The sequence below is a fragment of the Duganella sp. sic0402 genome, from assembly GCF_019219065.1.
In the GTDB taxonomy this organism is placed as follows: Bacteria; Pseudomonadota; Gammaproteobacteria; order Burkholderiales; family Burkholderiaceae_D; genus Rugamonas.
In genome coordinates, this window is the sequence record NZ_JAHUWK010000010.1 from 1 (window position 1) to 24,774 (window position 24,774).

Sequence of the window (24,774 nt, forward strand, 5' to 3'; positions counted from 1 at the left end):
CTGAAGCGTTGTGTTCAGCAGCACAGAAGCGAGATTATGAAGCACTTGATTTATCTCGTCAACCCCTCGTTTCTACTTCGTTTTCGCTTTGCAGCGTATGCGTCGTTTCGCGAGGGACCGAACTATATCAAAGCCCCTCGAAGTTTGGCAAGCGCTTTTCGAGAAAAGCTTTCATGCCTTCTTTTTGGGCAGGCGTGCCGAAGGCGGAATGGAACAGGCGGCGCTCATAAGTCACACCTTCCGTCAGCGTGGTTTCAAAGGCGCGGTTGACCGCATCCTTGATCTGCATCGCCACCGAAACCGGCATCGCAGCGATCTGTTTGGCCACCGCCAGCGTTTCCTCGATCAGCTTGTCCGCCGCGATCACGCGCGATACCAGGCCAATACGTTCAGCTTCCGCCGCATCGATGGTGCGGGCGGTCAGCAGCATGTCCATGGCCTTGGCCTTGCCGATCGCGCGCGGCAAGCGTTGCGTGCCGCCGGCGCCAGGCGTCACGCCAACCTTGATTTCCGGCTGGCCGAACTTGGCGCTATCCGCCGCAATCAGGAAGTCGCACATCATCGCCAGCTCGCAGCCGCCGCCCAGCGCATAGCCGGCCACTGCGCCAATCACCGGTTTGCGGACGCGCAGGATATGTTCCCAGTTGCGGCCGATATAGTTGTCGCGATAAGTGTCAGGGTAGGTGTAGTCCGCCATGGCGGCGATGTCCGCCCCCGCCGCAAAGGCCTTCTCGCTGCCGGTCAGCACGATGCAGCCGATGGCCGGGTCGGCATCGAACTGATATAAGGCCTCGCCCAGCTCGTTCATCATATTGTCGTTCAGCGCGTTCAGCGCTTTCGGACGGTTCAGACGGATCAGCGCTACTTTATCGTGGACTTCAACGATCAGGTCTTCATACGGCATGTGTTCCTCCAGGTGGAATATTTACCGATTGATTGTAGCGCCTATCCCTTGCGCTGGTATGATTGAAATTTGGCAACCCGCACTAAAGAGCCTCCCATTTTTACCGCCTTCCGCAACGCGTTTCGCAGCGACGAGCTACTGCGCAACGGCGATTTCCGCCGCTATTGGTCCAGCGCCATCATCAACGGCTTTGGCAGCTACGTCAGCGCGCTGGCGATGCCGCTATGCGCGGTGCTGCTGTTAAAGGCGTCGCCAGCGCAGATGGGCATGATGGGTGCGGCCGCAGCCCTGCCCTTTGCGCTGCTGGCCCTGCCTGCCGGCGTTTTCCTCGACCGCAACCGCAAGCTGCCTATCCTATTGACGAGCAAGGCCGTGCAAGCCGCGACCTTGGCCAGCGTACCGCTGGCCTGGTGGCTGGGCGTGCTGACTGTGCAGTGGCTCTACGTCACCTCCTTCATTTCCGGCGCCTGCGGCGTGATCGGCGGCGGCGCCGAGGTGGTATTCCTGACCAATATGATCGGCCGCGACAAGCTGACCGACGCCCAGTCCAAGTTCACCGCCACCGATTCCGCCTCACGCCTGCTGGCGCCGGGCTTTGCCGGCGTGCTGATCCAATGGCTGACCGCACCGTATGCGGTGCTGCTGAACGCCTTCGGTTTTCTGGTGTCGATCGCCCTGCTGCGCAATGTGAAGGCCAGCGATCCCAAACCGCCGCCGTCCAACAAGCACCCGCTACGCGATATCCATGACGGCATCCTGTTCATCTGGCGTCATCCGCTGTTGCGCACGCTGGCCTGGGTGTCGGGCTGTTGGCATATGCTGTTCTACGGCTTCGCGGCGCTGCATGTGATTTTTGCCACCCGCGAGCTGGGCATGAGCGCCGGCATGCTGGGCGTGGCGCAGATGATCGGCGGCGTCGGCGTGCTGGCCAGTTCGCTGCTGCTCAAGCCGCTGACCAGGCGCTACGGCCCGACCGGCGCGATGTTGATCGGCATGGGCCTGTGTGCGTTTGCGTACACGGTGACGCCGCTGATTCCCGCCAATCTGTTCGGCTATCCACTGGCCAGCGCGGTAGCCTGCGCTACCATGTCCTTCTTCCTCGACTGCGGCGTGATGCTGTTCCTGATGCCCTACACCACGCTGCGCCAGAAAGTCACGCCGGACGAATACCTGGGCCGCATGGTGTCCACCATGCGCTTCCTGACCGTGTCGGTGGCGCCGCTGGGCGCACTGAGCGCCGGCTACCTGGGCGAGCATTTCAGCGTGCGCACCGGCCTGGCCTGCGTGGCGGTCGGCGGGATCGCATTGATGCTGATGCTGGCCCTATCGCCATCCGTGCGCCAAAAAAGCTGAGTAGACAGTAGGCTGACTCCGGTGTTCAACGAAGGAGTCAGCCATGTTCAAATCCATACTGTTGCCCACGGACGGTTCCGACCTGTCCGAAAAAGCCACTGCGACGGCGGTGGAATTCGCCAAGCTGCACGGCGCGCGGATTACCGCGATCACCGTCATCCAGCCACTGCTGATGCCATCGCTCGGCGATAGCGGCGCAATGATCAGCATCGACCAATACGAAACCGACATGAAAAATGCCGCCCGCCACCATATCGACAAGGTGGCGGCCGCCGCCAGCGCGGGCGGCATTCCGTTTGAGGGGATTATTGCGGCCTCGCCCAATCCCTATGAAGAGATTGTCGAAGCCGCCAAGAAGTACGGCTGCGACCTGATCATGATGGCGTCGCACGGACGCAGTGGCCTGAGCAAGCTGTTGATGGGCAGCGAGACGCAAAGCGTGCTGTCGCACACTTCGCTGCCCGTGCTGGTACTGCGTTAGAACTTCTTGGGCAGCAGCACCCAGACATTGCCGCGCTGTTTCATGCGGCCGGCATTCTCGGCCGCATCCGCGCCGAAGCCAAAGAAGTAATCGACACGGATGGCGCCGCGTATCGCGCCGCCCGTGTCCTGCGCCATCACCAGCCGCTGCAGCGGAATATCGCTGTTCGGCTGGGTGGTGGACAGGAAGACCGGCGCGCCTTGCGGCAGCTGGGTGGCGTCGATGGCGATCGAGCGCTGCGGCGTCAGCGGCACGCCCAGCGAACCTTTCGGCCCCACTTTCGGATCCGGCAAGCGCTCCTCTTTAAAGAACACATAGCTCGGATTCGCATTGAACAGCTCCTGCATGCGGGTAGGATGGCCGGCGATCCACGCCTTGATGCCCTGCGCCGACGCCTGCTCCACGGTCAGCTCGCCCTTCTCCACCAGGTATTTGCCGATCGATTTGTACGGATGGCCGTTCTGGTCCGCATAGGCCACCCGCACCGTCTCGCCGGTTTCGCTCAGCTGCACGCGGCCCGAACCCTGCACTTGCAGGAAGAAGGATTCGACCGGATCATCAACCCACAGCAGTTCCTTGCCAGCGAAGCTGGAAGATTCAATATCGGCGCGGGTCGAATAAGGCACCACCTTCTTGCCGACCACTTTGCCGCGCAGGCGCATGCCTTTCAGTTCCGGATAGACGCTGGCCAGATCGATGGTGACCATATCATCGGGGACTTTGTACAGCGGCGTCTGATACGGACCACCTTTTTTGCGCGAACCATGCAGCAGTGGTTCGTAGTAACCGGTCACCAGGCCATCGCTGGCGCCATCCGGCGCGATCACCTGATTCGGCTCCAGGAAGGTCTGGAAGAAATTGCGGATGGCTTTTTCATCGCTGGCGCTGACGCTGCGGGCGATGGTGCAAACTTCCTTCCACGCCGCCTGCCTGATCAGCACCGAGCATGACGCGGTGAACGCCGGCCAGGCCGCGCGCAGATCATCCTTTTCCCAGCCGGGCAGCGCAGCATAGGTGGCCGGCACCATTTGCAGCGCGCCCGGCTTCGGCGGTGGCGCTGGCTGGGCTGGCGGCGTGGGTGGCGTGGGTGGCGTGGGCTGAACCGGCGGCTGCGGCTGTACCGGTGGCACATTCGGCTGCTCGGGCGGCAGCGGCGTGGAAGTACAGGCGGCCAGCGCAAGCGCGACCAGACTGACCGGAACGAGTAGACTACGGCGTGGAGATAACATAAAGGATAACTATGTGGCTATTAATGGTGGAAGCGGGCGTGGCGTTCTTTCTGCTGGTGTTCATCGTCTGGTGGACCATGAAGGGCAAGAAGTAACTTAGTGCAGCGTGCGCGGCAACGACAGCACGAATTCAGGGATGTTTGCTTCAAACTGATGGCCGTCCTCGGCCACGCAGAAATATTCGCCGACCATCGAGCCTTGCGGCGTTTGCAGCGCGGCGCCGCTGGTGTACTCGAACTGCTCGCCCGGCTGCAGCAGCGGCTGGTGGCCGACCACGCCCAGGCCGCGCACTTCTTCAATATGGTTGTTGGCGTCCGTGATGATCCAATGGCGCGAGATCAGCTGCGCCGCCACCGTGCCGGTATTCTTGATCGTGATCGAGTACGTAAACACAAAATTCGTGCGCTCCGGGTCTGACTGATCCGGCAGGTACTGGGTCCTGACCGACACGGTAAATTCATAAGTCGACATCAACATTCCTCTATATAGCAAGCTTGGCGATCAGATATCGCCAAGCATCCATTGCACCTTAAATCGGCGCTCTGTGCAAGGACGGCGCGGCTGAAAACAGGCACAAGCGCCGCGACCAGCGTAAAATAACGCATCTTTTTTAATGCAAGCCCAAGGGCCAGCCCAAGCCATGACCACTTTCCGCATCGCTCCCAGCATCCTGTCCGCCGATTTCGCCCGCCTGGGTGAAGAGGTACGCAACGTCGTTACCGCCGGCGCCGACATCATCCACTTTGACGTGATGGACAACCATTACGTGCCCAACCTGACCATCGGCCCGCTGGTGTGCCAGGCGATCCGTCCGCATGTGGATGTGCCTATCGATGTGCACCTGATGGTCAAACCGGTGGACCGCATCATTCCGGACTTCGCCAAGGCCGGCGCCAACATCATCACCTTCCACCCGGAAGCCTCGGACCACATCGACCGTTCGCTGCAGCTGATCCGCGACCACGGCTGCAAGGCCGGCCTGGTGTTCAACCCGGCCACCCCGCTGAGCTATCTGGAACACGTCATGGACAAGATCGACATGATCCTGATCATGTCGGTCAACCCAGGCTTCGGCGGCCAGTCCTTCATTCCGCAGGCACTGAAGAAAATCGCTGAAGCGCGCCGCCTGATCGACGAATCCGGCCGCGACATCCTGCTGGAAGTGGATGGCGGCATCAAGATCGACAACATCGCTGCCGCCGCCGCTGCGGGCGCGGACACCTTCGTCGCCGGCTCGGCCATCTTCGGCCAGCCGGACTACAAGGCCGTGATCGACGCCATGCGCGCCAACCTGGCCAAGGTATAAGAGCATGAGCGTGCTGGCAGGCGTGCGCGCCGCAATCATCGACCTCGACGGCACCATGCTGGATACGATCCCCGACTTCCACGTCGCGATCAACGCCATGCGTGCTGAACTCGGCCTCGGCCCGATCACCCAGCAGCAGATTGCGCTGATGGTCGGCAAAGGCTCGGAAAACCTGATCCGCTCCGTCCTGGCGCTGGATTGGGACGCCGGGCGCGTCGAGGCGGCGTTCGAGGCGGCGATGCAGTCCTACCAGCGCAACTACCTGGCCATCAACGGCAATCACAGCACGCTGTTCCCGGACGTGATCGCCGGCCTGAGCGCGATGAAGGCCAACGGCCTGCGCCTGGCCTGCGTGACCAACAAGCCGATCAGCTTCACCACGCCTTTATTAAAGCTGAAAGGCCTGGACCAGTTCTTTGAAGTGGTCTACGGCGGCGACTCGCTGCCGCGCAAGAAGCCGGACCCGCTGCCGCTGCAAACCGTGTGCGCCGACTTCGGCCTGCCAGCGGCGCAGGTAGTGGCCATCGGCGATTCCTCGAATGACGCGCAGGCGGCACGGGCAGCCGGTTGCCCGGTGTTGACCGTACCATATGGTTATAACCACGGAGAGTCTATACACGACACGGATTCCGATGGTATAGTAGCCACGCTGCTAGAAGCGGCTAGCCTGATCCGTTCGCGTAATTAACCATTAGCTGAACCAACCTGACCGAAATGTCTCTCACCAAAAAACACACCGTCAACCAAACAGGCTCGATTGAGGCCTGGCTTTGGCGACGCTGGCAATCCTGGCAAAACTAAGCCGAATTGATTGCTGTCGTCCGCATTTCCATGCGCGACAGGTTTTTTGAACACACCACCGCCGCACCTCCCTCTTTGCGGCGGCATGGAGAGCAGACATGACCGAACTCGAATTCAAATCGTTGGCCACGAATGGCTACAACCGTATTCCCCTGATCGCGGAAGCCTTCGCCGATCTCGAAACCCCGCTCACGCTGTACCTGAAACTGGCGCAGACCCAGAACGCCGGCAAGAACACCTTCCTGCTGGAGTCGGTGGTGGGCGGCGAACGCTTCGGCCGCTACTCCTTCATCGGCCTGCCGGCCAGCACGCTGCTGCGCACCTTCGGCAACCGCACCGAGATCGTCAAGAACGGCGCGGTCATCGAAACCCACGAAGGTAATCCGCTGGATTTCATCGAGCGCTACCAGCAGCGCTTTAAAGTAGCGATTCGTCCGGGCATGCCACGCTTCTGCGGCGGCCTGGCCGGCTACTTCGGCTACGACACCGTGCGCCACATCGAGAAAACGCTGGCCAACAGCGCGCAGAAGGATGACCTGGGCCTGCCCGACATCCAGCTGATGGTGACCGAGGAACTGGCCGTCATCGATAACCTGAGCGGCAAGCTGTATTTGATCGTCTATGCCGACACCACGCAGCCGGAGTCGTATTCCAAAGCGAAGCAGCGCCTGAAAGACCTGCGCGTGATGCTGCGCCGTGGCGTGGAAGCGCCGGTGACCAGCGCTTCGGTGCGCACCGAAGCCGTGCGCGAATTCGCCAAAGAGGATTATCTGAAAGCGGTCGCCCGCGCCCACGAATACGTGCTGGCCGGCGACTTGATGCAGGTGCAGATCGGTCAGCGCATCCGCAAGCCCTATGTCGATTCGCCTTTGAGCCTGTACCGCGCGCTGCGTTCGTTGAACCCGTCGCCATATATGTACTTCTACAATTTCGGCGACATGCAGATTGTTGGCGCGTCGCCGGAGATTTTGGTGCGTAACGAAACCGCGCCGGACGGCGAAAAGAAAGTCACGCTGCGTCCTATCGCCGGCACCCGCCCGCGCGGCGCCACGCCGGAGCGCGACGCCGAACTGGCCAAGGAACTGCTGGCCGACCAAAAAGAAATCGCCGAACACGTGATGCTGATCGACCTGGCGCGCAATGACCTGGGCCGCATCTCGGAAATTGGCAGCGTCAAAGTAACCGACCGCCTGGTCATCGAAAAATACTCGCATGTGCAGCACATCGTTTCCAACGTCGAAGGCAAGCTGAAGGACGGCCTGTCCAACCTGGACGTGCTGCGCGCCACCTTCCCGGCCGGTACGCTGACCGGCGCGCCGAAAGTGCGTGCAATGGAAGTCATCGACGAACTGGAAATCTCCAAGCGCGGCATCTACGGCGGCGCCTGCGGCTACCTGTCGTTTGGCGGCGAGATGGACGTGGCGATTGCCATCCGCACCGGCGTGATCAAGGACGGCAACCTGTACGTGCAGGCCGCCGCCGGCATCGTCGCCGACTCCATCGCCGAGATGGAATGGCAGGAAACTGAACACAAGGCGCGCGCTGTGCTGCGCGCCGCCGAGCAAGTGCAAGATGGTCTGGATGGGGAGTTCTAATATGCTGCTGATGATCGACAATTATGACTCCTTCACCTACAACATCGTGCAGTATTTCGGCGAGCTGGGTGAAGACGTGCGCGTCTACCGCAATGATGAAATCACGATTGCGGAAATCGAGGCGCTGAACCCTGACCACATCTGCATTTCGCCGGGTCCTAAAGATCCGTCGCAGGCAGGCATTTCGATTGAAGTGCTGAAGCACTTCGCCGGCAAGAAGCCGATCCTGGGCGTGTGCCTTGGCCACCAGGCCATCGGCGAAGCGTTCGGCGGCAAGATCATCCGCGCCAAGCAGGTCATGCATGGCAAAACTTCTTTAATCGCGCATACGGGCGTGGGCGTCTTCAAGGACCTCCCGTCTCCCTTCACAGTGATTCGCTATCACTCGCTGGCAATCGAGCGCAGCTCGCTGCCATCCTGCCTGGAAGTCACGGCATGGACCGACGATGGCGAAATCATGGGCGTGCGGCACAAGGAATACGACATCGAGGGGGTGCAGTTCCACCCCGAGTCCATCCTGTCCGAACACGGCCATCAACTGTTGAAGAACTTCCTCGTACGCTGATTAAAGAAAGAACCGCCATGCCTATCACCCATCAAGAAGCGCTGGTGCGCTGCATCGAACACCGCGAGATTTTCCACGACGAGATGCTGTACCTGTTCCGCCAGATTATGTCCGGCGAAATGTCCCCGACCATGATCGCGGCCCTGACCATGGGCCTGCGCGTGAAAAAAGAAACCATCGGCGAAATCGCCGCTGCCGCGCAAGTGATGCGCGAATTCTCCACCAAGGTGCCGATGGCTGACACCAGCGGCCTGCTGGATATCGTCGGCACCGGCGGCGACGGCGCGCATACCTTCAATATCTCCACCACGGCGATGTTTGTCGCTGCGGCGGCAGGTGCGCGCGTGGCCAAGCACGGCGGCCGCAGCGTGTCGTCGTCGTCCGGCAGCGCCGACGTGATTGAATCGCTGGGCGCCAACATCAACCTGAAGCCGGAGCAGATTGCGCAATCGATCGCGCAGACCGGCATCGGCTTCATGTTCGCCCCCAACCATCACGCGGCAATGAAACACGTCGCGCCGGTGCGCAAGGAACTGGGCGTGCGCTCCATCTTCAACATTCTCGGCCCGCTGACCAATCCGGCCGGTGCGCCGAACATCCTGATGGGCGTGTTCCACGCCGACCTGGTGGGTATTCAGGTACGCGTGCTGCAGCGTTTGGGCGCGCAGCACGCCATCGTGGTGTATGGCCGCGACAATATGGATGAAGTGTCGCTGGGCGCGGCCACCATGGTGGGTGAGCTGGTGAACGGCGAGATCCGCGAGTATGAGATTCATCCGGAGGACTTCGGCCTGCAAATGATCGCCAGCCGCAATCTGAAGGTGGCGGATGCGGCGGAATCCAAGCTGCGCATGATGGAAGCGCTGCGCGGCGAGCCTGGTCCGGCGTTTGATATCGTGGCGCTGAACGCGGGCACCGCGCTGTACGCGGCCGGTGTCGCCAGCTCGATCGAAGATGGCCTGAAGCGCGCGCGCTTTGCCATCACCTCCGGCGCAGCGCTGCGCAAGATCGACCAGTTCGTCGAAGTAACGCAGACGCTCGGCAAGGGGAACTGAATATGTTCGGCATCCATGACCTGACGTTGTTCATCATCTCGGGCCTGCTGCTGAACATCATGCCCGGTCCGGATAATCTGCTGATTATGACCCGCAGCGCGACCCAGGGGTGGCGCGCCGGCTCGGCAGCCGCACTGGGCATCGGCACGGGCACCATGGTGCATGTGCTGGCAGCGGCGCTAGGCTTGTCCGCCGTGCTGTCGACTTCCGCCGCCGCGTTCGCCGTGGTGAAATGGGTGGGCGCGGCCTACATTGTCTACATGGGCATCGGCATGCTGCGCGCCAGGCTGCGTGATGAAACGCCGCAAGCGCCATCCGTACAACCGTTGGCCTGGCGCAAAATCTACTTCCAGGGCTTGCTGACCAATGTGCTGAATCCCAAGGTGGCCTTGTTCTTCCTGGCGTTCGTGCCGCAGTTTATTCATGCTGACGCGAGTAACAAGCCGCTGGCCTTCATCATCCTGGGCGCGGTTTTTAATTTCAATGGCATGCTGTACTGCCACGGCCTGGCCATATTCACCGCCTTCGCCAGCGCGCGCCTGAACATCAAGCCGCGCGTGTCGCTGTGGCTGAACCGTACCATGGGCGGCCTGTTCCTGGCCCTCGGCGCGCGCCTCGCACTTTCGGAGCAACGTTAATGTCTGACATCCTGAACAAAATCCTCGCGGTCAAAGCCGATGAAGTGGCGGCCGCCAAAAAATACCGCAGCTTCGCCAGCCTGCGCGACGAGGTCGAATCCAACGCCGAACTGCGCGCCGGCCTGCGCGGCTTCGAAGCCAGCCTGCGCGCGAAGATCGACGCCGGCAAGCCTGGCGTCATCACCGAAATCAAAAAAGCGTCGCCGTCGAAGGGCGTGATCCGCGCCAACTTCCGCCCGGCCGAAATCGCAGCCGCTTACGAAGCCAATGGCTCCGCATGCCTGTCGGTGCTGACCGACGAGCAGTTCTTCCAGGGTTCGGTGGCGTATTTGCAGCAGGCGCGCGGCGCGTGCTCGCTGCCGGTGCTGCGCAAGGATTTCATGATCGACATCTACCAACTCTACGAAGCGCGCGCGATGGGCGCCGATGCGATCCTGTTGATCGTCTCCGCACTGGACCATGGCCTGATGGCGGAAATGGAAGCGGTCGCCCATGAACTGGGCATGGACGTGCTGGTCGAAACCCATGACGGCGACGAACTGACTGCCGCGCTGAAGCTGAAAACCCGCCTGGTCGGCGTCAACAACCGCAATCTGCGGACTTTCGAGGTATCGCTGGAAAATACCTTGGTGCTGCTGGACCGCATGCCGGCCGATAAAATGGTCATCACCGAATCCGGCATCCTGACGCCGGCCGACGTGAAAATCATGCGCGACGCCAATGTGCACGCCTTCCTGGTCGGCGAAGCCTTCATGCGCGCGCCAGATCCCGGCGCCGAACTGGCGCGGCTGTTCGCTTAAACCTTGGCCGCCGTCCTCAGCGGCTGGACCACCTCGGTTGCGACCTCATAGCGGTCGCGGCCCTTTTCCTTGGCCGCATACAAAGCCCGGTCAGCGCGGATCAGGATGCTATCCAGGCTCTCGTCGGCGCTATTCTGGCATGCTACGCCGATGCTGACTGTATAAGGCGGAATCTCCGGGCGCGGCGTGCGCAAGGCCGTCTGGATGCGTTGAGTAATATGCAACGCCCGGTCCAGGTTGGTCGCGGGCAGCAGTACGACGAACTCTTCGCCGCCGAAACGGGCCACATGGTCCGAAACGCGCATGGCCTTGGCGATCATTTCCGCAACATCGACCAGCACCTTGTCGCCGACCGCGTGGCCATACGAGTCATTAATCTTTTTGAAGTAATCGATGTCGAGGTTCAGCATCGTCATGAATGTACCTTCGCGGCGCATCAGCGCGTGCTCTTTTATATAAATATCGGCAAAGCCGCGGCGGTTTAATGTCAGCGTTAATGGATCCAGCGTCGACCGGCGCTCCAGTGTAATTTGCAACCGCCGTGTACAGACCGTCATGAAACCGACAGTCATCATCAATATCATAAAGTGGGATGTCGCCAGATAAAGTGCGGCGAATGTCCCACTACCAAGCAGATTAACGTCGCTGCCACCCACCAGCGCCAATGTGCCGCGCGTCCCCACCATAATCGCTTCGATCAACATCAAGGTGCCGAAAAACCAGGTGGAAAAATGATGATCGCCATTCTTCCAAATAACATATAAAACACGCACGTGCAGTGTAAATACCACCACGGAAGAAATGGCAACCCGGGTAATAAAACTTGGCGTAATCCAAAGCCAATATCCCAGCAGCACGGCAATTAATATCCAACAGGCGTGAAATAAATGCCAGGATGGTTTAAGTTGATAAAACCGCTCGGTGCCGATAACGGTAAGGGCTAATCCCCAAGTCATGATGACATTGGCGAGCAATAGCAAAACATTGGACTTGCCCTGAGCAGCGAACAGCAGCACGCCTCCCACCAGCAATACCAGCGCCAGCGCCCATTCGCGCAAGCCTCGGATTTCTTTGGGGAAGTTCAGGTGTGCTGAGTACAGGACAACGCTCATGGCGCCGGCCATCAACGTCGACATCAGCAATATGGTGTTCGGGTCGGGCAAGATCATATCTGCGGCGATTCTAAACTACATCCACCAGCCGGTGGTGAGTTATCGCGGCATGCGCCGGAAGTTGGCTTTTACGTGCCAAAAACTGGCATAGAAACAAGCAAAAAAAGGCCGCATCGTGGGGATGCGGCCTTGAGAACGTTGTTTTTAGCGGCTTGCGCTTGGCCGCAGCGGGCCGCCGGATTTTCTAGCTGCGGGTTCCAGCGTCAGCGAGATGCCCGGTACGCGCTCACCTTGCAGTGTCAGGTCGAAGATCATCAGCTCGTCACGGCGGAAGGCGTGCACCTCCACCGTGTCGCCGACGGCATAGCGGGACAGCAGATTATCCAGGCTGGTGGCGGTAACGCGCAGGCCATCGATAGCGATCAGGATATCGCCAGCCGACAAGCCCGCATGGTGCGCCGCGCCGTTTTCATGGACGGCAGACAGTTTGCAGTCATTACCATCCTTGCCCAGATTCGCATCGAAACTCGGCTTGGCAGATTTGCGCTCGTCATTATATTTAACGCCAAATGGCGCCAGCAATTTAGCCAGCGGTAAATCCTCGGTTCCGCGTATATATTTATCAAAGAATGGTTTAAAGCGGCCGCCGCTGATTTCATCGAATAAGGCTTCCGCTTCGGCCGGCGTTACGCCACGGCCACCGCCGCTATAGAAATCACGGCCATAACGCGTCCACAATGCGCGCATCACATCATCCAGCGATTTCTTGCCGCCGGTTTTAGCGCGAATACTCAAATCCAGCGCCAGACCAATTAAAGAACCCTTGGTGTAATAACTGACGATGGCATTCGGCGCATTCTCATCCTGGCGATAATATTTACCCCACGCGTCAAAACTGGAATCCGCCACGCTTTGTTTGGTACGGCCCGCGCCGCGCAATACGCTGCCCACGGTTTTACCCAGCAATTTGAAATACGCCGGCTCGGCGATAATATCGGCGCGCACCAGCATCAAATCATCGTAATAACTGGTGAAACCTTCAAACAGCCAGAGCAGCGGAGAATAGTTTTCCACTTGCAGGTTGTAAGGCGCGAACGCCGCCGGCTTGATGCGCTTCACGTTCCAGGTATGGAAGTACTCGTGGCTGCACAGGCCCAGGTATTGCAGATAGCCATCGCTGATGTCGCGGATCTTGGACGAGGTGGTCGGCAGGTCGTTGCGGTTGCAGATCAGCGCGGTCGAGGCGCGGTGCTCCAGGCCGCCGTAGCCGTCGCCCACCGCCATGGTCATGAACACATAGCGGTCCATCGGCGCTTTTTTGGTCTTCGGCTCGAAGAAGGCGATCTGCGTTTCGCAGATTTTCTTCAGGTCGGCGCTCAGGCGCGCCAGGTCCAGGTTCGGCACGCGGCCGGTGATAACGATGTCGTGCGGGACGCCATGCGCCTTGAAAGTCGCCAGCGCAAAGTCACCCTGCTCCACCGGATGGTCGATCAGCTCATCGTAGTTGGAGGCGATGTAGGTGCCATAACCATAACGTTTCGCTTTCAGCTCCGGCAGCGAGGTGGCCACGCGCCAATCGGCTGCGGCTTCGTCGGCCGGACGCTGGATGTCCACCACATGCGGCTGCGCCTCCTGGCCCAGCACGCGCAGGAACACGCTGGTGCCGTTGAAGAAGCCATGGTTCTGGTCCAGGTGCGCGGCGCGCACCGACAGGTCCCAGGCGTAGACTTCGTAGTGCAGCGTCAGCGGCGCACTGCGGTCGGCCAGCGGCGCGGCTTGCCACGAGTGCTTATCCAGCTTGGTCAGCTCGACCGGCTGGCCCAGCGATTCGGCGCGGATGCGCACAATGTTGCGTGAAAACTCACGGATCATATAGCTGCCCGGTATCCAGGCCGGCAGCGCGAAAATCTGCCCGGCTTCGGCCGGCGCGGCCACCGTGACCGAGACATGGAACAAGTGCGCGGCCAGATCATGGCCAACGATGGTATAGGCGATAGCCGGGAGTTTCTTGCTCGGTTTTTTCATCTTAAATCCTGTCTTGTGTCGATATCGCGCACCACGCCTTCATCATTGATGGCTATTTCGCTTACTGAATGGCTTTTTAAAATCGCGCGCGCCCCCTGGTCGCCCTCCAGCGCCAGCAACAGCGGCAAGTGATAGGCACTGAAGGCGACCGGATTGCCGCGCCTTCCTTCAAACACTGGCGCGGCAATATGCGCGCCACGTTCTATTGTAGCGGCCAACGCGCGCATGGTGTCCGGCCGAACGTAAGGCATATCGCCCAGTCCTATGAGCCAGCCTTCAGCGGCCTTGCTATGTTCGATGGCGGTGATGAGGGATGCGGCCATGCCCAGGTCGGCGTCGGCGCAGACGCGCACTTCGCAGCCGAGGCGGCCCAGCAGCGCGGCGACCTTGTCGTCGCCTTCACGCACCACGGCCAGCACGCGCGGCAGCGCGGCCAGCATATTCCTGGCACTGGCGGCGACCACGGTTTCACCGTCGGCCAGTGTTTGCAGCAGTTTGTTTTGTACGCCGGACGGGTCGAAGCGCCGACCGCGTCCGGCTGCCAGCAGGATGCCGGTTATCGCCATCCGCTCAGGCGCTGGCCAGGTCGAATGGCAGTTTGCGCAGGCGCTTGCCGGTCAACTTGAACAGTGCGTTGGCAAAGGCCGGCGCCAGCGGCGGCAGGCCAGGTTCGCCCATGCCGGTCGGCGGATCGTTGGATGGCACGATGTGCACCTCGATCTTCGGCATGTCGGTGAGGCGCGCCACGGTATAGTCGCTGAAGTTCTGCTGCTCGACCACGCCATCCTTCAGCGTGATGGCGGCGCCCGGCAAGGTCATGCCGAGGCCCATCAGCGCCGCACCCTGAATCTGCGCTTCGATGGTCAATGGATTGACCGCCGTGTTGCAGTGAACGCCGGCCGTGACCTTGTGCAGCTTCGGCGTGCCATCTTTCACCGAGGCCACCACCACATAGGCGATCACGGTGTTGAACGATTCGTGCACGGCCACACCATAGGCCTGGCCTTTCGGCAGCGCCTTCTTGCCGTAACCGGATTTGGCGACCGCCAGTTCCAGCGCGGCGATATGGCGCTTGCCCTTCTCGCCCATCAGCTTCTTGCGGTAAGCGACCGGATCGGCTTTCGCAGCGTGCGCGGCTTCGTCAATCAGCGTCTCCATCACAAATGCGGTGTGGGTGGAACCGACCGAACGCCACCACAGCACCGGCACATTGGCCTTGACCGTGTGGGCGCTCAGGTTCAGCGGCACTTCATAGGGTTCGCCCATGCCTTCGACCATGGTCGCGTCAACGCCATTCTTCACCATCATCGGCTCAAACGGCGTGCCGCTGGTGATCGACTGGCCGACGATAACGTGGTCCCAGCCGACGATCTCGCCCTTGGCGTCGATGCCGATCTGCGCGCGGTGCACATGCGAAGGACGATAGTAGCCGCCCTTGATGTCATCCTCGCGGCTCCAGATCACCTTGACTGGCTCCTTGTGGCCGGCGGCCTGCCACACCTTGGCAATGTTGACCGCTTCCACCAGATAATCGGAAGTCGGCACCGCGCGGCGGCCAAAACCGCCGCCTGCCATCATCGTATTCAGCACCACCTGCTCCGGCTTCAGGCCAGCCGTGGCGGCAATCGCGCCCTGGTCAACAGTCTGGAACTGCGAGCCTGCCCACACGGTGCAGCCATCCTTGCGCAGATCAATCACGCAATTCAGCGGCTCCATCGGCGCATGCGCCAGATACGGGAATTCGTAGACGGCGGAGATTTTCTTTGCCGCGCCAGCCAGCTTGGAGGTATCGGCGGTGCGCACCGGATTGCCTGGCTTCTGCGACAAGGCCTTGAATTCCGCCAGCTGCCTGTCGCTGCTGACTTTCTCGACGCCGCTGCTGTCCCACTCAATCGCCAGCGCTTCGCGGCCGGTCTTGGCTGGCCAGTAGCCGTCGGCGATCACCACCACGCCGCTGCCGCCACGGTCGGTCTTCACTTCCAGCACATCGATCACGCCCTTGATGGCCTTGGCCTTGCTGGCGTCCAGCTTGGCCACCTTGGCGCCAAACACCGGTGGACGCGCCACCACGGCGACCTTGCTGTCCGGCGCCTTGAAGTCCATGCCAAACTGCTGCTTGCCGCTGGACTTGGCGCGTGCGTCGAGGCGCTTGACCGGCTTGCCGATCAGCGTGAAGTCTTTCGGGTCTTTCAGCTTGACGGTGGCGGGCACCGGCAGCTTCATCGCCGCATCGGCCATCGCGCCATAAGTGGCTTTCTGGCCGGCCGGACCAATCAGCGTGCCCTTGACGGTCTTGATCTGTTCCGCCGGCACCTTCCATTGTTCGGCTGCCGCCGCGATCAGCATCGCACGCGCCTTGGCGCCGATTTCGCGGTACTGAATATAAGAGTGCGCCACACTGCCCGAGCCGCCGGTGATCTGGATGCCGAAGGCCGGGTCCTTGTATTGGTCACCCGCTGGCGCCAGCGCGCCACGCACCTGCGACCAATCCGCTTCCAGTTCTTCCGCGATCAGCATCGGCAGCGAAGTCTGAACGCCCTGGCCAAACTCCAGCCGGTTGACCTGCACCGTGACCGTGTTGTCCGGCGCGATATGCAGGAAGGCGTTGGGTTCATAAACTTTGGCGGCGGATTGCTGTGCATTGGCCCAGCGGCCTGCGCCCGGCATGACAAATCCCAGCACCAGGCCACCGCCGGCGACCGCGCCAGCTTTCATGAAACCACGACGGGACATGCCCGACACCGAAGCACTGGCAATCGTGCCCTGATTCAGCCATTCGATACGCATAATGGTCTTCTCCTCAGGCGATCGCTTTGGCAGCGTCTTTGATGGCGGAGCGAATGCGCTGATACGTGCCGCAGCGGCAGATATTGCCGGCCATGGCGTTGTCTATATCGGCGTCCGATGGATTCTTGTTAGTGCGCAGCAGCGCGGTGGCGCTCATGATCTGGCCGCTCTGGCAGTAGCCGCATTGCGGCACGTCGATCTTCACCCACGCGTCCTGCACGGCCTTGCCCACCTTATCGGTTTCCATCGCTTCGATGGTGGTGATCTTCTGTCCTTCAGCCGCCGAAATCGGCGTCACGCAGGAGCGGATCGGCTGGCCGCCCAGGTGCACCGTGCAGGCGCCGCACAGCGCCATGCCGCAACCGAACTTGGTGCCGGTCATGTTCAGGTTATCGCGCAATGCCCACAGGATGGGCGTCGACGGATCAGCGTCCACCTGTACATCTTTACCATTGACGTTCAAGGTAATCATTCAAGTCTCCCTGTTTTGGCTACTGTGGTTGGCTACGGAGCTTTTATTTTTTGAGCTTGCTGAACTTCTCTTCCAGCGACTTGCTATCGATGGCGCCCGGAATGCGCGAGCCGTCTGCGAAGAAGATCGCCGGCGTGCCCTGGATGCCCAGCTTGCGGCCCAGCGCCAGTATTTCATCATTCGGCGATTCGCACGATGCGGCAGCGGTGGCAGGCACTTTGCCGTTCAACATCCAGTCGTCCCAGGCCTTCTGGCGGTCCGGCGCGCACCACACGTTCTTCGATTTGGTGAACGAATCATCCGACAGGATGTTGTACATGAAGGTATAGATGGTGACGTTGTCGGTTTCCTTCAGCGTGGTCTGGCGCAGGCGCTTGCAGTAGCCGCAGTTAGGATCTTCAAACACCGCGATCACACGCGAACCATCGCCCTTGACTGACTTGATCGCCTTGTCCAGCGGCAGATCGGAGAATTTGATCTTGGTGAGTTCTTCAATGCGTTCGCGGGTCAGATCGGCGCCGGTTTTCAGATTGAAGATATGGCCATTCACCAGATAGGTTGCGGTTTTATCGGTATACAGAATGTCACTGCCGATGCGCACTTCATACAGGCCGCTGTACGGGGTCTCGGTCACCGAATCCACCTTGACGTTCTCGCCGAGGCGCGGCTCGATCAGCTTCTTGATCGCCTCCGGGCTAGGCGGGTTTTGCGCACCCACGCAGGATGCCATCAGCACGGACAACGACAGTAAAGCGATCTTGGTCTTTCTCATAACTTCTCCGGTAAATACTGATTACTTGCCCATCGCGTGTGAGATGAGGCGGCGCTTCAGCACAGGTAATTTATCCAACAAGTTTAATCCCAAATTGCGCACCACGCGCAGCGGCTCGATATCGGTCTCGAACAGGCGCGCCAGGCCGTCGGTGGTGACCTGCATCAGCAGCACATCTTCCTTGCGCGCGCGCGCATAGCGGGCCAGCACGCGGTCGTCGCCGATGGCGCGCTGCGGCTCGCGTTCAGACAGCGTCTTGATCAGCTGCGCCACATCGCCAAAGCCGAGGTTCATACCGTGGCCGGCCAGCGGATGCACCACGTGGGCGGCGTCGCCGATCAGCGCCACGCGCTGTGCGACCATCGCGTGCGGGCGGATCAGGCGCAGCGGGAAGTCGCGCACCAGTTCCGGCTGCAATGGCGTCAGTGCGCCCAGCTTCTCCTGCGCGAACACGGCCAGCCGGTCGGCGATCTGCTGCGCCGACTCGGCACGCAGCGTATCGGCCAGCTGTTCCGGCGCCGACCATACCAGCGACACCTTATTCCCCGGCAGCGGCAGCAAGGCGACGATGCCTTCGGCACCGGTGAACCACTGGTGTGCCGCGCCGTGATGCGGCAATTCACATGCAAAATTCGACACTACGGCGCGCTGGTTATAGCTGCGGTAATCCAGGCCGATGTCGCACTGGCCGCGCACCCACGACTGGGCGCCGTCGGCACCGACCACCAGCGCCGCCTTGATACTGCCGCCATCATCCAGCTGCACAGTGGCGCTGTCGGCGTCGCGCAGCAGGCCAATGGCGCGGCCGGCGACCGTCTTCACGTTCTGGGCGAAGCGCAGCGCGGCGTCCAGCGCCTGATTCAGGTTGCGGTCTTCGAGTATCCAGGTCAGGGTATTGGTATGGGCGCCATAAGCGTCGAACGCCAGACCGCCGGCATGCGGGCCGTCGCCATGAACCAGCATCGCATCGACCGGGGCCACGCGGCTGTGGTCCAGCGCATCCCACACTTTATAAGAGGACAGCAGATGGTAAGCCGTGTGATTCAGCGCGTAAACGCGCGCGTCCCATCCCTGATCGGCGGCCGCAGGCTTGGCCGGCGGCGTTGGCGGTCCCAGCAAAGTCACACTCAGGCCGGCCTGGGCCAGGCCCAGCGCAGCGGTCTTGGCAATCGCGCCATTGCCAACTATGCAAATATCACTTTCGATCACGCGCAGCGCCGCGGGAGAGGTGGGCTTATTCATCCGTCCATTATAGCGTTTGTATGAAATAGAAATTGCCCCTTGCGCTTTCTCATCCACATGCTATAATTCTGCTCCTTGGCCTGGTAGCTCAGTTGGTAGAGCAGAGGATTGAAAATCCTTGTGTCGGTGGTTCGATTCCGCCCCGGGCCACCAAGAATTCAGAAAACGCCACCTTCGGGTGGCGTTTTTTATGGTTGCCCCAAAATAAAACCCCGGAAGTTTCCTTGGCTTCCGGGGTTTTATTTTTATCGCTGGCTTAGCGAGATGGCGGCAAAGCCAGTCGACGCATGGCGGCGGCCGCACGTCCCGACAACGCCGGAATCGGCGCCGAAATCAGGCCGGCGTCACCGAGGAAGAACAAGGTCTTGCCATCCGGGCTAATCGTACCCAGTGCACGCGTTTCGCATCCGTAAGCGCTGCTGGTGCAGGTCGGGTAATCCTGCAGCTCAAAGAAGCCCAATAGCGGCAGGTCGGTGCTGGTCACCATGCGCGTGCTGCTGTCAAATACATAGACGCGCGGCTTGCTGGTCGTTCCCTCATACAGTCCACTACTGTCATACGCCATCACATACAGCCGCTTGCCATCCGGCGAGAAGACTGGCGTGCGTCCGAAGTACGCGGTGTCTGGAATCACCACCTTGCCGACGATATTGAAATCGCGGTCCCACACGCGATAAGTGCCTTCCGCAAAGCGCTCGCCGCGCAGGCTTTGCGCGCCCTCGTACCAGAAGTTCAAGCCACCGGGAGCCACTTTCGCCACCAGGTCACTGCTGTCCATGGACACCATCGGAGGCTGCGGAGAGTAACTTGACGATTGCACGATATTAATGTGCGCCCCATCACCGGACGCCACCGCCCAGCCAAAAGCATAGGCGCCACCGATATTCCCGAAGCTTTGGCTGACCAGGTCAAAATACGCCATATAGCCGCTGCCCTCTTCCGTGCCCGATGAGCCGGCAAACAGCACTTTTCCGTCATTGCGCACCGCGATGCGCGGCAGACTGTTCAATGTTTCGCCATAGACGCCACCAGCTTTGAAGCTGCCTTTTTCGGCCAGCGTGGCTGGATCGAACAGCTTGATCAAACCGGTGGTAACGGTGACGATCAGGCTCTTGCCGTCCGGGGAGATCGCTACCGCATCGGCGCCGGTCACCGGCACGCTGCTGACAGCCCAGCTGCTGCCGCTTCGGCTAAAGCGCATCAGTGAACCCAGGGTTTTATTCACCGTAAACACTGCCTGGTGTTCGGGATCAAATACCAGGCCGCCTTTGCTGCCCTGCGCCGCCACCGCAGCGTAAGCAATGGCTGGCTGCGTTACCGTCTTCAGCGTCACCGTGCCTGCCGTGTCGCCCAGATTGCTGGACAGCGTGAAGCTAGTGTCGCTCTGCGTCGCCGGCAGGCTCAGTTCCAATTGCGTGTCGTTGACGCGCACAATGCTGGCAGGCGTGACGCCGGTCGCGCGCAGCACCTGGCTCAGATTGGTAATCGCGTCAAAGCCGCGGCCACGCACGATGTAGTTGCCAGCCTCGCCAGCCAGGCGGGTATGCGGACTGATGTAGCTCAGTTCAGGCAGCTTTTTGTTCAGCGTGACGCTGAACTTGGTGACGGCAATTTTGCCGCTGGCCAGGCTCAAGGTGATGTAGGCCGTGTGGGTGCGGTAGTTGGCCAGCTTCAGCATTTCCGCGACGTTCACCGTCACGCCCAGTTTATCGGTGCGCAGCGAACCGCTGGTACGCGACAGCTGCAACCAGCCGGCATTACTGCTGGCCTGCCAGGCTTGCACCGGCAGGTTCGGTACGTCGATGCTGATCTGGCCGGTCAACACGCTGGAGGTACTGGCCGCGTCAACCGTGATGGTCGACGTGCCGGAAACATTCCAGTCTGCCGCCAGCACATTCAGCGTGACAGGAACAGTCACCGGTAGAACGTCGGCGCCGCCACTCAGCACCAGATTGGCCTGATACACGCCGGGGCGCAGATTCGCGGCCGAAGCAGTCACGCTGACGGCGCCATTCGCGCCGGACGTCACGGACAGCCAGCCGTTTTCGTTGCTACGGTATTGCACGCTGGTGGTCAGCGCCTGGGTCCACGCCGGCAGCGCCACTGTTAATTGCTGGCCGCCGCTGGCGTAGCCGGTGGGCGCGGAAAAGTCGAGGCTGGCGCGGTCCGGCGTGATGCTGTTGACTGCCGAAGGATCTGTGGTGACGGTGTACGTGACTGGCAAGAAGACTTGGCGACTGCCCGCGCTGACCGTCAACTGCGCGCTATACGTGCCTGGCGCCTTCGCCGAAGCGGTCACCGTCATGCTGCCGGACGTGATACTCGACACCTGCAGCCAGCTGGCATTGGACGTGGCGGAAAAACTGCTCACGCCGCCCGGCAGTTGTACATTCACCGAGGCGGATGCCTTGGCTCCGCCTGCAGCGCGCAAGTCGATGCTGGACGGCGAGGCTTTCAAGCCCTTGGCGATGCTGACGGTATAGGCTACGTCAACCGGCGAACCTTTGAAGTGTTGTGCGCACTGTGTATCGGCGCACATCGACAGCTTCAGCGTGCCGGAGTATTCCCCTGCCGCGAGCTGCGTTTTCGGATACACATAAAACTGCGCCTGCGCACCATTGATACGGGCTTCGACGCGGTCGATGGCGGTGCCCATATCCTGGCCGCCAAAGTAGGCCGAATTCGGCACATTGCTACCGCTGCCGGTCCCCGAAATGATCTGCGGCTGGATCACACTGCCTTCATCGCCGGTGAACCGCAGCTGGGTACGGTCTATGCTGACTGAAAAGCCAGGCGCCGGGTCGGAGGTTGATCCGCCAGAACCAGATGCGCCGCCACCGCCACCACCACATGCCACCAGCAGCGATGACAATCCTATCGCCGCAAGATACCGCAGCTGACTGATTTTGTACGTAAACAATATATTCCCTTGAGAATTCCAAAAATGACAATTTTACCGCGCGAATGTAAATATCAGTAAAGAAACATGATTCAAGTTTCATTGTGAGGAGGCATATTCCCCCGCCACCGCATGCTATCCTTTCAAGGTTGTCGATCACGAAAGGAACACATGACCCGCCCTCTGCCGCTGCTGCTGTGCACCCTGCTGTGCGCCGCCCTGCCCGCCTTCGCTCAAGTGAAAGTGCCTGCCACACCGGAAAAAATGAACCAGCTGTACGCTGATTACTGGGAAGACTATTTGCGGGAAAACCCGATCGCCGCGACCTTCAACGGCGACCAGCGCTACAACGACCGCTTCGGCGCCGTCACCTCGGCCGAAGACCGTGCGCAAAGCCGCGCGCTGGCGGAAAAATACCTGGCGCGTAGCGCCGCATTCGATCCGTCGCCACTGCCGCCGGAAGACCGCATCAGCTATGACCTGCTGCGCTATCGTTTGCAACAGGTGCTGGACGGCTTGCGCTTCCCATCCAACCTGATGCCCGCCGACCAGTTCTCCGGCCTGCATCTGACCATGACCCAGCTCGGCTCCGGCACCTCGGCGCAACCGTTCCAGACGGTGCAGGACTACGACAACTGGCTGAAACGCGCAGCCGGCTATGCGCCGGCAGTGGATGACATGATTGCCGATATGCGCACCGGCATCCAGCAAGGCATCGTCATGCCCAAGGCGCTGATCAGCCGCGTGCTGCCGCAGCTGGAAAACGTCGGCACTGACGATCTGGCGAAAAGCAGCTATATGCAGCCGGTGCGGAAATTCCCATCCTCGTTCAGCGACGCCGACAAGGCGCGCCTGACCGATGCCTACGGCAAACTGGTGCGCGAGCAACTTGCGCCGGCCAACCGCAAGCTGCTGGCCTTCATGCGCGACGCCTATCTGCCAGCCGGCCGCGACACCGCCGGCATCGGCGCTCTGCCCGGCGGTCAGGACTGGTACGCCTTCCAGGCGCGCCGCTCGACTACCACCGAGCTGACGCCGGCGGAGATTCACGACATCGGCCTGCGCGAAGTGGCGCGCATCCGCGCCCAGTTTGAGGAAGCCAAGGTACGCGTCGGCTTCAAAGGCACGCTGCGCGAATTCTTCGATTACCTGAACACCGCCCCGGAATTGCGCTTCAAGACGCGCGAAGAAATCCAGGCCGCCTACGAGGCGCTGCGTCCGCGCGTGGAAGCCAAGGTCGATCAGCTGTTTGCGCAAGTGCCGAAGGCGCCGTTCGAGATCCGCCCGGTCGAGGCATTCCGCGAAGTGAGCGCCGCACCGGCCTCCTATCAGCGCGGCTCGGTCGACGGCAAGCGCCCCGGCATCTTCTATTACAACGCCTACAAGCCGGAGACGCGTACCCGCTTCACCTCCAACGCCTTCTTCCTGCACGAGGCGATCCCCGGCCACCACTTCGAGCGCAGCCTGGCGCAGGAAACCACCGGCCTGCCGGCCTTCCGCCGCTTCGGCAGCAGCACCGCTTTTTCCGAAGGCTGGGGCCTGTACAGCGAAATGCTGGGCCAGGAAATCGGCATGTATGACGATCCGTGGCAATGGGTTGGTCGCCTGACGGCGGAAGTCTGGCGCGGCGTGCGCCTGGTGGTGGATACCGGCATCCACGCCAAAGGCTGGACCCGCGAACAGGCGATCGCCTACTTCAAGGACAATGTGCCGCAGGATGAAGTGACGGCAGTCCAGGAAGTCGAACGCTATATCGCCGTGCCAGGCCAGGCGCTGAGCTACAAGATCGGCGAACTAAAATTGCGTGAGCTGCGCGCCCGCGCTGAAAAGGCGCTCGGCCCGGCGTTTGATTTGCGCGCCTTCCACAACGAAGTGCTGTCGCACGGCTCGGTGCCGCTCGACGTGCTCGACGCTGCGGTCAACCGCTGGATCGCAACGCAGAAGAAGGCTTAAGGCAGCACTTGCCGGGTCCAGCCTCAGGCCCGGCCTGTCTCTATCTTCACCGACGGCCGCGTGTTCGGATAAATCTGCTCAACGCGGTCCTCGCCCGGCCCCGGTTTCTTCATCGCATAGGCGTTCACCGGCTGCGAGCGATTGACCCACAGCGTGTAATACAGGTGGTCGGCGCGTGGATCGTCGGTGTTCGGATGCAGCAGGATGGTCAGCCCCAGGCTGTTCAGCTGTAGCCAGGGCACGATCACCGGCAGCAGGTCGTTGCTGAAGCCGAAGTAGAACGACGGCGTGACGTGCGGCCCACGCGGCTCGTGGTTCCAGTTGCCCAGTTCAACCTTGAAACGCTCGGCCGTCCACTTGCGCAGCAGCGCGGCTTTTTCGTACGTGTCTTCGTCGAAGTAGATGTGGGCGTGATAGCTCTCGATGTCGGTGTAGGGACGCGGCTCCCTAGGCAGGTGCTGCTCGCCGGGCCGCACGCTGGCCGGGCGCGGCGTCGCTTCCCTATAGGTCTCATAGCCCCATGGGCTTTCGCCATTGGGCCGGCGGCGCGGTGTCGGCGCCGGGCCGGGCGTAGCGGCGGACGGCGTTGCTTGCTGCGCCAGCGCGTTGGCGCTTAAGCCGCCGGCGGCCAGCGCCGCCGCCAGGACGCCGCGCCGTGCGGGCGACAGCAAGTCAGCCCATTCCTGATCGTTGAGTTCTGCTTCGGGTGCTTGTTTTGCTGCGTTCATGACTGGTTCTCCCCTTGTTTCGGCCAGAATAACCACTCAGGCAGAGGGAGAAAACGA

Annotated in this window: 22 protein-coding genes and 1 tRNA gene; 11 read left to right on the forward strand and 12 right to left on the reverse strand. The window is 61.1% G+C overall.

The genetic code is table 11. The features are described from left to right. Nucleotides 1-127: 127 nt before the first annotated feature. A complete protein-coding gene (locus KW842_RS21060) occupies nucleotides 128-904 on the reverse strand; it encodes an enoyl-CoA hydratase (RefSeq protein WP_218306093.1) in 777 nt (258 codons plus the stop codon). A 69-nt stretch (nucleotides 905-973) separates the two neighbouring features. Here KW842_RS21060 and KW842_RS21065 point away from each other — a divergent pair, with 69 nt between their 5' ends. Both KW842_RS21065 and KW842_RS21070 read left to right on the forward strand, forming a co-directional pair. Then, nucleotides 974-2,257: an MFS transporter gene (locus KW842_RS21065; RefSeq protein WP_218306094.1), complete on the forward strand. Its 1,284-nt coding sequence runs from the start codon at nucleotides 974-976 to the stop codon at nucleotides 2,255-2,257. 43 nt (nucleotides 2,258-2,300) lie between these two features. Next, complete coding sequence (locus tag KW842_RS21070; RefSeq protein WP_218306095.1) at nucleotides 2,301-2,738, forward strand: universal stress protein; 438 nt, start codon at nucleotides 2,301-2,303, stop codon at nucleotides 2,736-2,738. Here KW842_RS21070 and KW842_RS21075 read toward each other — a convergent pair. Then, nucleotides 2,735-3,967: a murein transglycosylase A gene (locus KW842_RS21075; protein ID WP_218306096.1), complete on the reverse strand. Its 1,233-nt coding sequence runs from the start codon at nucleotides 3,965-3,967 to the stop codon at nucleotides 2,735-2,737. The genes KW842_RS21070 and KW842_RS21075 overlap by 4 nt on opposite strands. Nucleotides 3,968-4,063: 96 nt before the next feature. Next, a complete protein-coding gene (gene apaG / locus KW842_RS21080; protein WP_218306097.1) occupies nucleotides 4,064-4,438 on the reverse strand; it encodes a Co2+/Mg2+ efflux protein ApaG in 375 nt (124 codons plus the stop codon). Between the two features lie 169 nt (nucleotides 4,439-4,607). On the opposite strand from apaG, the gene rpe reads away from it, so the two are divergent. The 7 genes from rpe to trpC all read left to right on the forward strand — a co-directional run bounded on the left by rpe (nucleotide 4,608) and on the right by trpC (nucleotide 10,727). After that, a complete protein-coding gene (gene rpe, locus KW842_RS21085; protein ID WP_218306098.1) occupies nucleotides 4,608-5,273 on the forward strand; it encodes a ribulose-phosphate 3-epimerase in 666 nt (221 codons plus the stop codon). Between the two features lie 4 nt (nucleotides 5,274-5,277). Then, the gene (locus KW842_RS21090; protein ID WP_218306099.1) at nucleotides 5,278-5,961 is read left to right on the forward strand and encodes a phosphoglycolate phosphatase; all 684 of its coding nucleotides are present in this window, start codon (nucleotides 5,278-5,280) and stop codon (nucleotides 5,959-5,961) included. Nucleotides 5,962-6,172: 211 nt separating this feature from the next. Beyond that, the gene (trpE, locus tag KW842_RS21095; RefSeq protein WP_218306100.1) at nucleotides 6,173-7,669 is read left to right on the forward strand and encodes an anthranilate synthase component I; all 1,497 of its coding nucleotides are present in this window, start codon (nucleotides 6,173-6,175) and stop codon (nucleotides 7,667-7,669) included. Between the two features lies 1 nt (nucleotide 7,670). Then, the gene (locus tag KW842_RS21100; RefSeq protein ID WP_160992381.1) at nucleotides 7,671-8,234 is read left to right on the forward strand and encodes an aminodeoxychorismate/anthranilate synthase component II; all 564 of its coding nucleotides are present in this window, start codon (nucleotides 7,671-7,673) and stop codon (nucleotides 8,232-8,234) included. A 17-nt stretch (nucleotides 8,235-8,251) separates the two neighbouring features. After that, nucleotides 8,252-9,289 carry an anthranilate phosphoribosyltransferase gene (trpD, locus tag KW842_RS21105; RefSeq protein WP_218306101.1) on the forward strand — a complete coding sequence of 346 codons (1,038 nt, stop codon included), beginning with the start codon at nucleotides 8,252-8,254 and terminating at the stop codon, nucleotides 9,287-9,289. Nucleotides 9,290-9,291: 2 nt separating this feature from the next. Further along, nucleotides 9,292-9,927 (forward strand): LysE family translocator, encoded by a 636-nt coding sequence (locus KW842_RS21110; protein ID WP_218306102.1) that lies wholly within the window; start codon nucleotides 9,292-9,294, stop codon nucleotides 9,925-9,927. Beyond that, nucleotides 9,927-10,727, forward strand: coding sequence for an indole-3-glycerol phosphate synthase TrpC (gene trpC / locus KW842_RS21115; RefSeq protein WP_218306103.1), 801 nt, complete (start codon nucleotides 9,927-9,929; stop codon nucleotides 10,725-10,727). The genes KW842_RS21110 and trpC overlap by 1 nt, the downstream gene beginning before the upstream one ends. On the opposite strand, the gene KW842_RS21120 is transcribed toward trpC, so the two are convergent. The 7 genes from KW842_RS21120 to KW842_RS21150 all read right to left on the reverse strand — a co-directional run bounded on the left by KW842_RS21120 (nucleotide 10,724) and on the right by KW842_RS21150 (nucleotide 19,137). After that, nucleotides 10,724-11,896: a GGDEF domain-containing protein gene (locus tag KW842_RS21120; protein WP_229223828.1), complete on the reverse strand. Its 1,173-nt coding sequence runs from the start codon at nucleotides 11,894-11,896 to the stop codon at nucleotides 10,724-10,726. The two genes, trpC and KW842_RS21120, sit on opposite strands and share 4 nt — an antisense overlap. A 147-nt stretch (nucleotides 11,897-12,043) precedes the next feature. Beyond that, nucleotides 12,044-13,864, reverse strand: coding sequence for a M61 family metallopeptidase (locus tag KW842_RS21125; RefSeq protein WP_218306104.1), 1,821 nt, complete (start codon nucleotides 13,862-13,864; stop codon nucleotides 12,044-12,046). Continuing rightward, nucleotides 13,861-14,430, reverse strand: a complete 570-nt coding sequence (locus KW842_RS21130) for an NTP transferase domain-containing protein (RefSeq protein WP_218306105.1) — start codon at nucleotides 14,428-14,430, stop codon at nucleotides 13,861-13,863. Before KW842_RS21130 ends, KW842_RS21125 begins: the two co-directional genes overlap by 4 nt. A gap of 4 nt (nucleotides 14,431-14,434) precedes the next feature. Then, entirely contained in the window at nucleotides 14,435-16,651 is a 2,217-nt protein-coding gene (locus KW842_RS21135; RefSeq protein WP_218306106.1) for a xanthine dehydrogenase family protein molybdopterin-binding subunit, read from the reverse strand. Nucleotides 16,652-16,664: 13 nt separating this feature from the next. Further along, nucleotides 16,665-17,123, reverse strand: coding sequence for a (2Fe-2S)-binding protein (locus KW842_RS21140; RefSeq protein ID WP_218306107.1), 459 nt, complete (start codon nucleotides 17,121-17,123; stop codon nucleotides 16,665-16,667). Nucleotides 17,124-17,166: 43 nt separating this feature from the next. After that, complete coding sequence (locus KW842_RS21145) at nucleotides 17,167-17,895, reverse strand: DsbC family protein (RefSeq protein WP_218306108.1); 729 nt, start codon at nucleotides 17,893-17,895, stop codon at nucleotides 17,167-17,169. 21 nt (nucleotides 17,896-17,916) lie between these two features. Continuing rightward, on the reverse strand, nucleotides 17,917-19,137 hold the full coding sequence (locus KW842_RS21150; protein ID WP_218306109.1) for an FAD-dependent monooxygenase: 1,221 nt from the start codon (nucleotides 19,135-19,137) through the stop codon (nucleotides 17,917-17,919). Nucleotides 19,138-19,214: 77 nt separating this feature from the next. Between KW842_RS21150 and KW842_RS21155 the strand changes: the two genes are divergently transcribed. Continuing rightward, nucleotides 19,215-19,290, forward strand: a tRNA-Phe gene (locus KW842_RS21155). Nucleotides 19,291-19,393: 103 nt separating this feature from the next. Here the strand turns inward: KW842_RS21155 and KW842_RS21160 are convergent. Continuing rightward, entirely contained in the window at nucleotides 19,394-22,009 is a 2,616-nt protein-coding gene (locus KW842_RS21160) for a BACON domain-containing protein (protein ID WP_218306110.1), read from the reverse strand. 198 nt (nucleotides 22,010-22,207) lie between these two features. On the opposite strand from KW842_RS21160, the gene KW842_RS21165 reads away from it, so the two are divergent. Further along, nucleotides 22,208-23,989 carry a DUF885 family protein gene (locus KW842_RS21165; RefSeq protein WP_218306111.1) on the forward strand — a complete coding sequence of 594 codons (1,782 nt, stop codon included), beginning with the start codon at nucleotides 22,208-22,210 and terminating at the stop codon, nucleotides 23,987-23,989. Nucleotides 23,990-24,012: 23 nt separating this feature from the next. On the opposite strand, the gene KW842_RS21170 is transcribed toward KW842_RS21165, so the two are convergent. Continuing rightward, nucleotides 24,013-24,717: a DOPA 4,5-dioxygenase family protein gene (locus KW842_RS21170; RefSeq protein ID WP_218306112.1), complete on the reverse strand. Its 705-nt coding sequence runs from the start codon at nucleotides 24,715-24,717 to the stop codon at nucleotides 24,013-24,015. Nucleotides 24,718-24,774: the final 57 nt, after the last annotated feature.

Excerpts from the sequence above, each read along its gene's own strand:
- KW842_RS21060 (WP_218306093.1), bottom strand. The coding sequence starts at position 904 with ATGCCGTATGAAGACCTGATCGTTGAAGTCCACGATAAAGTAGCGCTG.
- KW842_RS21070 (WP_218306095.1), top strand. The coding sequence starts at position 2,301 with ATGTTCAAATCCATACTGTTGCCCACGGACGGTTCCGACCTGTCCGAA.
- KW842_RS21075 (WP_218306096.1), bottom strand. The coding sequence starts at position 3,967 with ATGTTATCTCCACGCCGTAGTCTACTCGTTCCGGTCAGTCTGGTCGCG.
- apaG (WP_218306097.1), bottom strand. The coding sequence starts at position 4,438 with ATGTCGACTTATGAATTTACCGTGTCGGTCAGGACCCAGTACCTGCCG.
- rpe (WP_218306098.1), top strand. The coding sequence starts at position 4,608 with ATGACCACTTTCCGCATCGCTCCCAGCATCCTGTCCGCCGATTTCGCC.
- KW842_RS21090 (WP_218306099.1), top strand. The coding sequence starts at position 5,278 with ATGAGCGTGCTGGCAGGCGTGCGCGCCGCAATCATCGACCTCGACGGC.
- trpE (WP_218306100.1), top strand. The coding sequence starts at position 6,173 with ATGACCGAACTCGAATTCAAATCGTTGGCCACGAATGGCTACAACCGT.
- KW842_RS21100 (WP_160992381.1), top strand. The coding sequence starts at position 7,671 with ATGCTGCTGATGATCGACAATTATGACTCCTTCACCTACAACATCGTG.
- trpD (WP_218306101.1), top strand. The coding sequence starts at position 8,252 with ATGCCTATCACCCATCAAGAAGCGCTGGTGCGCTGCATCGAACACCGC.
- KW842_RS21110 (WP_218306102.1), top strand. The coding sequence starts at position 9,292 with ATGTTCGGCATCCATGACCTGACGTTGTTCATCATCTCGGGCCTGCTG.
- trpC (WP_218306103.1), top strand. The coding sequence starts at position 9,927 with ATGTCTGACATCCTGAACAAAATCCTCGCGGTCAAAGCCGATGAAGTG.
- KW842_RS21120 (WP_229223828.1), bottom strand. The coding sequence starts at position 11,896 with ATGATCTTGCCCGACCCGAACACCATATTGCTGATGTCGACGTTGATG.
- KW842_RS21125 (WP_218306104.1), bottom strand. The coding sequence starts at position 13,864 with ATGAAAAAACCGAGCAAGAAACTCCCGGCTATCGCCTATACCATCGTT.
- KW842_RS21130 (WP_218306105.1), bottom strand. The coding sequence starts at position 14,430 with ATGGCGATAACCGGCATCCTGCTGGCAGCCGGACGCGGTCGGCGCTTC.
- KW842_RS21135 (WP_218306106.1), bottom strand. The coding sequence starts at position 16,651 with ATGCGTATCGAATGGCTGAATCAGGGCACGATTGCCAGTGCTTCGGTG.
- KW842_RS21140 (WP_218306107.1), bottom strand. The coding sequence starts at position 17,123 with ATGATTACCTTGAACGTCAATGGTAAAGATGTACAGGTGGACGCTGAT.
- KW842_RS21145 (WP_218306108.1), bottom strand. The coding sequence starts at position 17,895 with ATGAGAAAGACCAAGATCGCTTTACTGTCGTTGTCCGTGCTGATGGCA.
- KW842_RS21150 (WP_218306109.1), bottom strand. The coding sequence starts at position 19,137 with ATGAATAAGCCCACCTCTCCCGCGGCGCTGCGCGTGATCGAAAGTGAT.
- KW842_RS21165 (WP_218306111.1), top strand. The coding sequence starts at position 22,208 with ATGACCCGCCCTCTGCCGCTGCTGCTGTGCACCCTGCTGTGCGCCGCC.
- KW842_RS21170 (WP_218306112.1), bottom strand. The coding sequence starts at position 24,717 with ATGAACGCAGCAAAACAAGCACCCGAAGCAGAACTCAACGATCAGGAA.